The organism is Legionella sp. km535 (assembly GCF_003990085.1).
In the GTDB taxonomy this organism is placed as follows: domain Bacteria; phylum Pseudomonadota; class Gammaproteobacteria; order Legionellales; family Legionellaceae; genus Legionella; species Legionella moravica.
This window is the reverse complement of the sequence record NZ_RZGU01000013.1, coordinates 101,636-111,098: the sequence shown is the minus strand read 5'-3', so window position 1 is coordinate 111,098 and position 9,463 is coordinate 101,636. Positions and strand designations below refer to the sequence as shown.

Below are 9,463 nucleotides of genomic sequence, written 5' to 3'. Positions count from 1 at the left end.
CCGGTGATAACGTGGGTGTGTTATTGCGTGGAACCAAGCGTGATGAAGTTGAGCGTGGACAAGTATTAGCTAAACCAGGTACAATCAAGCCGCACACCAAGTTTGAAGCTGAAGTATACGTTTTGTCTAAAGAAGAAGGTGGTCGTCATACGCCATTTTTCAACGGATACCGTCCTCAGTTCTATTTCAGAACGACTGACGTAACAGGTACTTGTGATCTTCCATCTGGAATTGAAATGGTTATGCCAGGAGATAACGTTCAACTCGTTATTAACTTGCATGCACCTATTGCGATGACAGAAGGTTTACGTTTCGCAATTCGGGAAGGTGGCCGTACTGTAGGCGCCGGTGTTGTCGCTAAAATAATCGAGTAATTATAATGAGTAGCAATCAAAACATTAAAATAAGATTAAAATCCTTTGATCATCGGTTGATTGACTTATCAACTCGAGAGATCGTTGAGACAGCTAAGCGTACAGGTGCTCAAATTCGTGGACCTATACCTTTGCCTATCAGAAAGGAAAAATTTACCGTATTGACTTCTCCGCATGTAAACAAAGATGCGAGAGATCAATATGAATTACGTACTCATAAACGCCTGGTCGTTATTGTTCATCCAACTGAAAAAACAGTAGATGCATTGATGAAATTGGATCTGGCTGCTGGGGTTGATGTTCAGATAAGCCTTGATGACTAATTGTTAGGGTGAAGGATATTAAAGAGGTGTTACAATGATGATCGGTTTATTAGGCCGTAAAATCGGTATGACGCGTGTTTTTACCGCAGAAGGAGTTTCAGTTCCTGTATCTGTTGTAGAAGTACACCCAAATCGTGTTTCTCAAGTTAAAACTATTGATGCTGATGGCTATTCAGCAGTTCAATTAACTGGTGGAACCAAAAAAGCTAGCAAAGTAAGTAAGCCTATGGCTGGTCACTTTGCCAAGGCTGAGATTGAAGCTGGTGATATGCTCACTGAATTTCATGTTGAATCTGATGACGCTTACACTCTTGGCCAGGTTATTTCTGTAGCTGATTTGTTCAGTGCAGGACAATATGTTGATGTGTCTGGTGTTAGTAAAGGTAAAGGTTTTGCTGGTACCGTAAAACGATACAACTTTAGAACACAGGATGCGACTCATGGTAACTCCAGATCTCATCGTGTACCCGGTTCAATAGGTCAAAACCAAACTCCAGGTCGTGTTTTTAAAGGTAAGAAAATGGCGGGTCATATGGGTAATGCTCATTGCACTACTCAAAGCCTGGAACTTGTTCGTGTTGACGCTGAGAGAAATTTACTACTGATTAAAGGTGCTATTCCTGGAGCTCCAGGTTCACGAGTAGAAATTAAGCCTGCGATCAAAAAGCAAGCAAGAGGTGAGTGATGGAAATTACTACTATAGATACAAAAACTCAACTGCAACTTAATGATGAAGTTTTTGCATATGCATACAACGAAGGTTTGGTGCATCAGGCAGTTGTTACATACATGAATAATGCGCGAAGCGGTAATAGCGCACAAAAAACACGCTCTGAAGTTAGAGGTGGTGGAAAAAAACCTTGGAACCAAAAAGGAACCGGTCGTGCTAGAGCTGGTACCATCAGAAGTCCTATTTGGAGAAGTGGTGGAGTAACTTTCGCATCAAAAAAACGAGATTACTCGCAAAAACTTAATAAAAAAATGTACAAACGTGCATTACGTAGTATAATCTCCGAACTTTGTCGTACAGGCAACCTGGTAGTCGTTAATGATTTCCAATGTGAGAGCCATAAGACTAAAGATTTCATCAACAAAATGACACAGATGGATATTAAAAATGCTCTGATCATTATGAATGAAGTTGGTGAAAGTGAATATTTAGGTTCTAGAAATCTAATTGACTACGATATCTGTGATGTTACAACTATAGATCCTGTTTCCTTACTCAGATTTGAAAAAGTTGTTGTTACAGAAGCTGCAATTAAAAAAATTGAGGAACAGTTACAATGAATGCTGAGAGATTGATGATGGTTCTTCGTGAACCACATACTTCTGAAAAGGCTACTGTCATGGCCGATAAGTTTAAGCAGTTCACATTTAAAGTGTTAAAAACTGCGACAAAAACAGAAATTAAAATGGCTGTGGAGCACATATTTAATGTAAAAGTTAAGCATGTATCTGTTATCAATGTTAAGGGCAAATCCAAACGCTTTAAACAAACCAGCGGTAAAAGAAGTGACTGGAAAAAAGCATTTGTATCCCTTCACGCTGATCAAGATATTGACTTTACAGTTACCGAATAAGGCAGATTAAGATGGCACTACTAAAATCGAAACCGACTTCGCCTGGGAAACGTGGCGAAATACGTGTTGTTCATCACAATATCCATAAAGGCAAGCCCCATGCAGCATTAGTTGAAAAACTAAAGAAAACTGGTGGAAGAAATAACCAGGGTAGAATCACTGTACGACATATTGGTGGTGGACAACGTCAAAAATACAGACTTGTAGATTTCAAGCGTGATAAAGATGGAATCGCAGGACGAGTAGAGCGTCTAGAGTACGATCCTAACCGGACAGCGCTAATTGCTCTGATTGCATACAAAGACGGTGAAAAAAGATATATTATCGCCCCATCAAATCTGGAAGTAGGAGCTACAGTACTAAGTGGTGCTGATTCTCCAATTAGTGTAGGTAATTGCCTGCCGCTTAAAAATATTCCAGTTGGTACAACGATCCACTGCGTTGAAATGAAACCAGGAAAAGGCGCTCAGATGTTAAGAAGTGCTGGATGTAGTGGACAAATTGTAGCTAAAGAAGGTATCTATGCTACTTTACGCCTTCGTTCAGGTGAGATGCGTAAAATACACGTTTTATGCCGCGCTGTAATTGGAGAAGTAAGTAATAGCGAGCATAGTCTGCGCTCTTTAGGTAAAGCAGGTGCAAAACGTTGGAGAGGTGTAAGACCAACTGTTCGTGGTGTGGCTATGAACCCTGTTGATCACCCACATGGTGGTGGTGAAGGTCGTACTTCTGGTGGACGTCATCCAGTTTCTCCTTGGGGTGTTCCAACTAAAGGTTATAAAACCAGAAGTAATAAGCGTACTGATGGCTTTATTGTCAGAAGACGTAAAAAGAAATAATTATTGAGAGGATATCAAGTGGCTCGTTCTATTAGAAAAGGTCCATTTATTGACCATCATTTGATCAGCAAAGTAGAAGCTGCAATCGAATCAAAATCAAAAAAGCCAATTAAAACCTGGTCTAGACGTTCAACAATCGTTCCTGAAATGATTGATTTAACAATTGCCGTTCATAACGGTAAAGATCACGTACCTGTATATATTACAGATAATATGGTTGGTCACAAACTAGGTGAGTTTGCCATGACTCGTACATTCAAAGGCCATTCTGGAGACAGAAAGGCTAAAGGCAAGTAAGAGGATATGATGGAAGTTACAGCTAAGTTAAAAGGTGCTCCTTTATCCGCTCAAAAGGGCAGATTGGTAGCCGATATGATACGTAATATGAACGTATCTGGTGCACTTGATGTCCTCAAGTTTACACCAAAAAAAGGTGCTCAATTGATGTTGAAATTATTAGAATCAGCGATTGCTAATGCTGAAAATAATAATGGAGCAGATATTGATGATCTAAAAGTAGGTATGGTATGCGTTGATGAAGCAGCGACTTTAAAACGTATTAGTCCCAGAGCTAAGGGTCGTGCAAATCGTATTTGTAAACGTACCTGCCATATCACGATTAAAGTGTCTGACGAGGAATAGCAATGGGACAAAAAGTAAACCCGATAGGCATACGCCTTGGTATTATTAAAGATTGGAACTCAAAGTGGTTCGCTGGAAAACGCTACGCTGAATTCTTAATTCAGGATATTAAATTACGCACTGAGCTTAAGAAAAAACTTATGGCTGCAGCAGTAAGCAAAATTTTAATTGAGCGTCCTGCTAATAATGCTGTAGTTACGATTCAAACTGCCAGACCTGGAATTATCATTGGTAAAAAAGGTGGCGGTATTGAAACCTTACGTAAAGAGATTTCTGACAAATTAGGTGTACCTGTTCATCTAAATATTGAAGAAATAAAGAAACCCGAACTTGATTCAACTCTTGTTGCTGAAGGTATTGCTCAACAGTTAGAGCAACGCGTTATGTTTAGAAGAGCTATGAAACGAGCGGTAACATCAGCTCTAAAAGCTGGTGCAAAAGGTATCAAAATCTGCGTAAGCGGACGACTTGGTGGTGCTGAAATAGCTCGTTCTGAGTGGTATAGAGAAGGTCGTGTACCATTACATACATTTAGAGCTGACATCGATTACGGTACGGCCGAATCTAAAACAACCTACGGAATTATTGGTGTTAAAGTCTGGATCTTCAAGGGTGAAATTTTGCCTCAAAAGAAAAGATTATCTGACAGCGCCCAGTGAGTGAGGAATAAGTATCATGTTGCAACCAAAGCGTACTAAATACCGCAAACAGATGAAAGGCCGTAATAGAGGTTTAGCCTTACGCGGTAGCAAAATTAGTTTCGGTGAGTTTGGTCTGAAGGCTTTAGAGCGTGGACGTTTAACCGCTCGTCAAATTGAAGCCGCTCGTCGAGCGATGACACGTCACATTAAACGTGGTGGTAAAATTTGGATTCGAGTATTTCCAGATAAGCCAATTACACAAAAGCCTTTAGAAGTGAGACAAGGTAAAGGTAAAGGTAGTGTTGAATATTGGGTAGCTCAAATACAGCCTGGAAAGGTTCTATTTGAAATGGAAGGTGTTTCAAGAGAGCTTGCAATGGAAGCTTTCGACCTTGCCAAAGCAAAACTTCCTTTCAAAGTAATATTTGAAGAACGGACGGTAATGTAATGAAAAAAATCGATGAATTGCGCAATTTGACTGTAGAAGAATTGCAAACTGAATTGCTTTCATTACGTAAAGAACAATTTAATTTACGAATGAAGAAAGCAAGTGGCTCACTAGATAAAACACATCTCATCACTCTGGTGCGTAAATCAGTGGCAAAAGTTAAAACAATGTTGACTGAAAAGGCAGGTAAGTGAAATGTCTACTAATAGTGAATCGAATGCCAGAACTATGGTTGGAAAAGTAGTTAGTGACAAAATGGATAAAACAATCGTAGTAATGATTGAGCGTACTGTGAAACATCCTAAGTACGGTAAAATCATGAAGCGCAGAACTAAATTGCATGCACACGATGAAAATCAAGTATGTCAAATAGGTAATACTGTGAAGATCCGTGAGTCAAGACCACTCTCTAAAACGAAAAGCTGGGTATTAGTCGAAGTAATTTCTTAATCAACTCGGTTGATATACTTTTAAAACCCTAAAAGGCCTGATATAATCAGCAACCTTTTTCTGGTCGAAATTAGAGCTGGAGAATATAATGATCCAAATGCAGACAGTGCTCGAAGTTGCTGATAATAGCGGAGCACGAAAGGTAATGTGTATTAAAGTACTTGGCGGATCACACAGACGGTATGCCCGTGTTGGTGATGTTATCAAAGTCAGTATTAAAGATGCGATACCAAGAAGTAAAGTTAAAAAGGGTGCTGTGATGAAGGCTGTTGTTGTTCGAACTGCGCAAGGTGTGCGTAGAGATGACGGGTCTTTAATTCGATTTGATGGAAACGCAGCAGTACTTTTAAATAACCAAAACGAGCCAATTGGAACTCGTATATTTGGCCCTGTTACTCGCGAGCTACGAGAGAAATTTATGAAAATAATTTCTCTGGCTGCTGAAGTTTTGTGAGAAGGATTAAAGTATGAAACGTATTAGATCAGGCGATGAAGTAATTGTAATCGCCGGTAAAAGTAAAGGTCATGTGGGTAAAGTCCTACGAGTAATCGGTAACTCAGTTGTAGTTGAGGGTGGTAATTTAATTAAGAAACACGTTAAGCCTAATCCTCAAAAACCAGAAAACAAAGGTGGAATTATTTCACGTGAGGCTCCACTACACGTTTCAAACGTTGCTCTTTACAACCCTGTTACTAAAAAGGCAGATAAAGTAGGCTTTAAGTATCTTGAGAATAGCGGCGTTAGTAAAAAAGTTAGATATTTTAAATCTAACGATGAAATAATTGACCGTGTTTAATTAGGTGATTGAAATGGCAAGACTTAAAGAGTTTTACAAGAAAGACGTCGTCACAATGATGATGAAACGGTTCAACTATTCAAGTGTTATGGAAGTTCCAAAAATACTGAAAATCACCCTGAATATGGGTGTTGGAGAGGCCGTTGGTGATAAAAAAGTTATGAATCATGCAGTAGAAGACATGACTCTTATTTCTGGTCAAAAACCAGTTGTTACCAAAGCTAAAAAATCACTTGCTGGTTTTAAAATCAGAGAAGGTTGGCCGATTGGATGTAAAGTTACTCTAAGACGCGAACGGATGTATGAGTTTCTAGACAGATTGATTTCAGTTACTTTACCCCGCGTGAGAGATTTTCGTGGATTAAACCCAAAATCTTTTGACGGTACTGGTAACTACAGTATGGGTATACATGAGCAAATCGTGTTTCCAGAAATTGATTTTGATAAAACTGATGGTATAAGAGGTTTAGACATTTGTATTACTACAAGTGCTAAAACAAACGAAGAAGCTAAAGCTTTGTTAGAAGCATTTAATCTTCCATTGAAAGATAGAGATAGAAAATAAAAGGGTGAAATTGTGGCTAAAAAATCAATGCTTGTGCGAGAGTTAAAGCGTGGAAAACTGGTAGAAAAATACAGACAGCGCAGAAACGAATTAAAACAATTGATTAAATCTTCTGATGATTTCCAAGTTATTATGGAATCTCAGGCAAAATTAGCAAAATTACCAGTTAATTCAAATCCTGTTCGTCATAGTACTCGATGCCAGTGTTGTGGACGGCCACACGCAGTCTATCGCAAATTCAGTCTTTGCAGAATTTGCCTCAGACAACAGCTTATGGTTGGCAATGTACCCGGCGGAAGAAAATCGAGCTGGTAAATTATTTAGATTGGAGAACGATTGTGAGTATGCATGATCCAGTTGCTGATATGCTGACCAGAATACGAAATGGTCAACAAGCGAAACATCAGCAAATAACATTAGTTTCTTCTAAGTTAAAGGAAGAAATTGCTCGTGTTTTGAAGGAAGAAGGTTATATTGAGAACTTCTTCGTTGAAACATTAGACAATAATCTTAAGTCCATAACTGTTAAGCTAAAGTATTATCACGGTAGACCAGTTATTGAGTTGATTAAAAGAATTAGCCGACCAGGACTAAGAGTATACAAATCTTACAAAGATTTATCATCAATCCCAGGATTTGGTGTGGCTATATTATCTACATCTAAAGGTATAATGACTCACATATCTGCTAAATCTAAAGGTGTTGGTGGCGAAGTCATTTGTGAAGTGGCTTAATTCTTGCGAGGAATGATATGTCTAGAGTAGCTAAAGCCCCTGTTGTTCATCCAGCAAATGTAGAAATAACATTCGTTGATGGAACAATCACTGTAAAAGGGCCTAAAGGAACACTAACCCAAAAAATTAACCGGTTAGTTAGTATTACTAAAAGTAAAGAGTCTAACCAATTAGAATTTGCTCCTGCAGCAAATGATCCAAAGGCATGGGCTCAAGCTGGAACAGCAAGAGCATTGGTAAGCAATATGGTTCACGGTGTTACTGATGGTTTTACAGTAACTCTTGAGTTGGTTGGTGTGGGTTATAGAGCACAAGCCAAAGATAATTCTATTACCTTATCTCTAGGTTTTTCTCATCCTGTTGAATATGAATTACCAAAAGGTGTGAGTGTTGAAACCCCAAACAATACAACTGTTGTACTGAAAGGCGTTGATAAGCAAATTTTGGGACAAGTAGCTTCTGAAATTAGAGCGTTTAGACCACCAGAGCCCTATAAAGGCAAAGGAGTTCGGTACGCTGGTGAAGTAATTGCTCGAAAAGAAGCCAAAAAGAAATAAGGTATAAGTTATGAATAAGCAAAACTCGCGTGAGAGACGTGGATTAAAAGCAAAAGCCTTAATCCGTAAATCGGGTAGAGCAAGATTAGTTGTTTATAGAAGCGGAACGCATATCTATTCACAAATTGTTCAAGCTGATCAACTCGGTGATAAAGTTTTGGTAGTATGTTCTACCAATGAAAAAGAATTACGAGCCAGTTTATCTGGGAAATGCAAAGTAGAACAAGCTACTTTAGTTGGCAAGATGCTTGGAAATCGTGCCAAAGAACAAGGCATTAGCCAAGTTGCATTTGATCGTGCTGGTTATAAATATCATGGCCGAGTGAAAGCACTTGCTGAAGGTGCTCGCGAAGCTGGATTAGATTTTTAAGGAACGATTATGGCATTCGAAGATTCACCCAAGTCAGATGGATATCAAGAAAAGTTGGTATCAGTAACTCGTACTGCAAAAGTTGTTAAAGGCGGACGTGTTTTCGGCTTTGCTGTTTTGGTCGTTGTTGGTGACGGAAAGGGTAAAGTTGGTTTTGGTAGAGGTAAGGCACGAGAAGTTCCAATTGCAATTCAGAAAGCTATGGATCAAGCCAAGAAAAACATGGTTTACATTCCTCTTTCTGGAACGACAATATTCCATGAAATTACCTTTAACTACGGCGCATCAAAAGTATTTATGAAACCAGCTAGCGAAGGTACAGGGATTATTGCTGGTGGTGCTATGAGAGCTGTACTTGAAGTATTAGGCGTACAAAATATACTTGCAAAAAGTATTGGTTCTACTAATCCAAGTAATATTGTCCGAGCAACTATTGGTGCTTTAACCAGTATTGGTACACCAGATTACGTTGCAGCCAAACGTGGTAAAACTGTTAATGAAGTAATGGCGGGCTAATTATGGAAAAGAAAATTAAAATCACTTTGGTTAAAAGTACGATTGGTAGAAAACCAAAGCATATTCATATTGCAAAGCAGTTAGGTTTAGGTAAAACAAATTCAAGTGTATGTCACAATGACACACCAGCTATTCGTGGACTTGTTAATGCAATAAACTACCTGCTGCTAGTCGAGGAGAGTGTATAATGAATCTGAATTCACTATCACCAGATCCCGGTTCAAGACCTCCAAAAAAGCGTTTAGGTAGAGGTATAGGATCCGGTTTAGGTAAAACCAGTGGTAAAGGCCATAAAGGTCAAAAAGCCAGAGCAGGCGGATACCATAAGATTAACTTTGAAGGCGGTCAAATGCCAATTCAAAGACGTCTTCCTAAAATGGGATTTAAGTCTCGTATTGGTAGAACAGTTGATGAAGTATGCTTAAGCGAGCTTGCTAAGTTAACCGCAGATGTCATCGATCTTAAAGTTTTGCGTGAAGCTGGAATAATTAACAGTTCAATAAAAGATGTAAAAGTTATTCTTTCCGGTGAGTTAACTACAGCCATCAAGCTTAAGGGTTTAAGAGTCACTAAAGGTGCTCGTTTAGCTATCGAAGGCTTGGGTGGTAGTATAGAAGAGTGACT

21 protein-coding genes and 1 pseudogene are annotated in these 9,463 nt (G+C 39.0%); all 22 read left to right on the top strand.

Annotated elements, in window-relative coordinates; all coding sequences use genetic code 11:
* A pseudogene (tuf, locus tag ELY21_RS09325) lies at positions 1 to 374 on the top strand (elongation factor Tu); the annotation flags it as partial.
* A 5-nt stretch (positions 375 to 379) separates the two neighbouring features.
* Positions 380 to 697 carry a 30S ribosomal protein S10 gene (gene rpsJ / locus ELY21_RS09320; protein WP_003633094.1) on the top strand — a complete coding sequence of 106 codons (318 nt, stop codon included), beginning with the start codon at positions 380 to 382 and terminating at the stop codon, positions 695 to 697.
* A 37-nt stretch (positions 698 to 734) separates the two neighbouring features.
* Positions 735 to 1,382 carry a 50S ribosomal protein L3 gene (gene rplC, locus ELY21_RS09315; RefSeq protein ID WP_127108927.1) on the top strand — a complete coding sequence of 216 codons (648 nt, stop codon included), beginning with the start codon at positions 735 to 737 and terminating at the stop codon, positions 1,380 to 1,382.
* On the top strand, positions 1,382 to 1,987 hold the full coding sequence (gene rplD, locus ELY21_RS09310) for a 50S ribosomal protein L4 (protein WP_028385543.1): 606 nt from the start codon (positions 1,382 to 1,384) through the stop codon (positions 1,985 to 1,987). Before rplC ends, rplD begins: the two co-directional genes overlap by 1 nt.
* Positions 1,984 to 2,280, top strand: coding sequence for a 50S ribosomal protein L23 (rplW, locus tag ELY21_RS09305; RefSeq protein WP_028385542.1), 297 nt, complete (start codon positions 1,984 to 1,986; stop codon positions 2,278 to 2,280). The genes rplD and rplW overlap by 4 nt, the downstream gene beginning before the upstream one ends.
* A gap of 11 nt (positions 2,281 to 2,291) precedes the next feature.
* Positions 2,292 to 3,119 (top strand): 50S ribosomal protein L2, encoded by an 828-nt coding sequence (gene rplB / locus ELY21_RS09300; RefSeq protein ID WP_028385541.1) that lies wholly within the window; start codon positions 2,292 to 2,294, stop codon positions 3,117 to 3,119.
* 18 nt (positions 3,120 to 3,137) lie between these two features.
* Complete coding sequence (gene rpsS / locus ELY21_RS09295; RefSeq protein ID WP_018577115.1) at positions 3,138 to 3,416, top strand: 30S ribosomal protein S19; 279 nt, start codon at positions 3,138 to 3,140, stop codon at positions 3,414 to 3,416.
* Between the two features lie 9 nt (positions 3,417 to 3,425).
* On the top strand, positions 3,426 to 3,761 hold the full coding sequence (gene rplV, locus ELY21_RS09290; protein WP_028385540.1) for a 50S ribosomal protein L22: 336 nt from the start codon (positions 3,426 to 3,428) through the stop codon (positions 3,759 to 3,761).
* A 2-nt stretch (positions 3,762 to 3,763) separates the two neighbouring features.
* Positions 3,764 to 4,420, top strand: a complete 657-nt coding sequence (gene rpsC / locus ELY21_RS09285) for a 30S ribosomal protein S3 (protein ID WP_028385539.1) — start codon at positions 3,764 to 3,766, stop codon at positions 4,418 to 4,420.
* Positions 4,421 to 4,436: 16 nt separating this feature from the next.
* Complete coding sequence (gene rplP / locus ELY21_RS09280; protein ID WP_028385538.1) at positions 4,437 to 4,850, top strand: 50S ribosomal protein L16; 414 nt, start codon at positions 4,437 to 4,439, stop codon at positions 4,848 to 4,850.
* The gene (gene rpmC, locus ELY21_RS09275) at positions 4,850 to 5,044 is read left to right on the top strand and encodes a 50S ribosomal protein L29 (protein ID WP_028385537.1); all 195 of its coding nucleotides are present in this window, start codon (positions 4,850 to 4,852) and stop codon (positions 5,042 to 5,044) included. Before rplP ends, rpmC begins: the two co-directional genes overlap by 1 nt.
* Before the next feature lies 1 nt (position 5,045).
* A complete protein-coding gene (gene rpsQ / locus ELY21_RS09270) occupies positions 5,046 to 5,300 on the top strand; it encodes a 30S ribosomal protein S17 (protein ID WP_028385536.1) in 255 nt (84 codons plus the stop codon).
* An 88-nt stretch (positions 5,301 to 5,388) separates the two neighbouring features.
* Positions 5,389 to 5,754, top strand: a complete 366-nt coding sequence (gene rplN, locus ELY21_RS09265) for a 50S ribosomal protein L14 (protein WP_028385535.1) — start codon at positions 5,389 to 5,391, stop codon at positions 5,752 to 5,754.
* Between the two features lie 13 nt (positions 5,755 to 5,767).
* Positions 5,768 to 6,097, top strand: coding sequence for a 50S ribosomal protein L24 (gene rplX, locus ELY21_RS09260; protein ID WP_127108909.1), 330 nt, complete (start codon positions 5,768 to 5,770; stop codon positions 6,095 to 6,097).
* A gap of 13 nt (positions 6,098 to 6,110) precedes the next feature.
* Positions 6,111 to 6,662, top strand: a complete 552-nt coding sequence (rplE, locus tag ELY21_RS09255; protein ID WP_127108907.1) for a 50S ribosomal protein L5 — start codon at positions 6,111 to 6,113, stop codon at positions 6,660 to 6,662.
* A 12-nt stretch (positions 6,663 to 6,674) separates the two neighbouring features.
* Positions 6,675 to 6,977: a 30S ribosomal protein S14 gene (rpsN, locus tag ELY21_RS09250; protein ID WP_028385532.1), complete on the top strand. Its 303-nt coding sequence runs from the start codon at positions 6,675 to 6,677 to the stop codon at positions 6,975 to 6,977.
* Positions 6,978 to 7,000: 23 nt separating this feature from the next.
* Entirely contained in the window at positions 7,001 to 7,396 is a 396-nt protein-coding gene (gene rpsH / locus ELY21_RS09245; RefSeq protein WP_028385531.1) for a 30S ribosomal protein S8, read from the top strand.
* A 17-nt stretch (positions 7,397 to 7,413) separates the two neighbouring features.
* Entirely contained in the window at positions 7,414 to 7,953 is a 540-nt protein-coding gene (gene rplF, locus ELY21_RS09240) for a 50S ribosomal protein L6 (RefSeq protein WP_127108905.1), read from the top strand.
* 10 nt (positions 7,954 to 7,963) lie between these two features.
* Positions 7,964 to 8,323 carry a 50S ribosomal protein L18 gene (rplR, locus tag ELY21_RS09235; RefSeq protein WP_028385529.1) on the top strand — a complete coding sequence of 120 codons (360 nt, stop codon included), beginning with the start codon at positions 7,964 to 7,966 and terminating at the stop codon, positions 8,321 to 8,323.
* Positions 8,324 to 8,332: 9 nt separating this feature from the next.
* Entirely contained in the window at positions 8,333 to 8,839 is a 507-nt protein-coding gene (rpsE, locus tag ELY21_RS09230; RefSeq protein ID WP_028385528.1) for a 30S ribosomal protein S5, read from the top strand.
* Between the two features lie 2 nt (positions 8,840 to 8,841).
* The gene (gene rpmD, locus ELY21_RS09225; RefSeq protein WP_028385527.1) at positions 8,842 to 9,027 is read left to right on the top strand and encodes a 50S ribosomal protein L30; all 186 of its coding nucleotides are present in this window, start codon (positions 8,842 to 8,844) and stop codon (positions 9,025 to 9,027) included.
* The gene (gene rplO / locus ELY21_RS09220; protein ID WP_127108903.1) at positions 9,027 to 9,461 is read left to right on the top strand and encodes a 50S ribosomal protein L15; all 435 of its coding nucleotides are present in this window, start codon (positions 9,027 to 9,029) and stop codon (positions 9,459 to 9,461) included. Before rpmD ends, rplO begins: the two co-directional genes overlap by 1 nt.
* Positions 9,462 to 9,463: the final 2 nt, after the last annotated feature.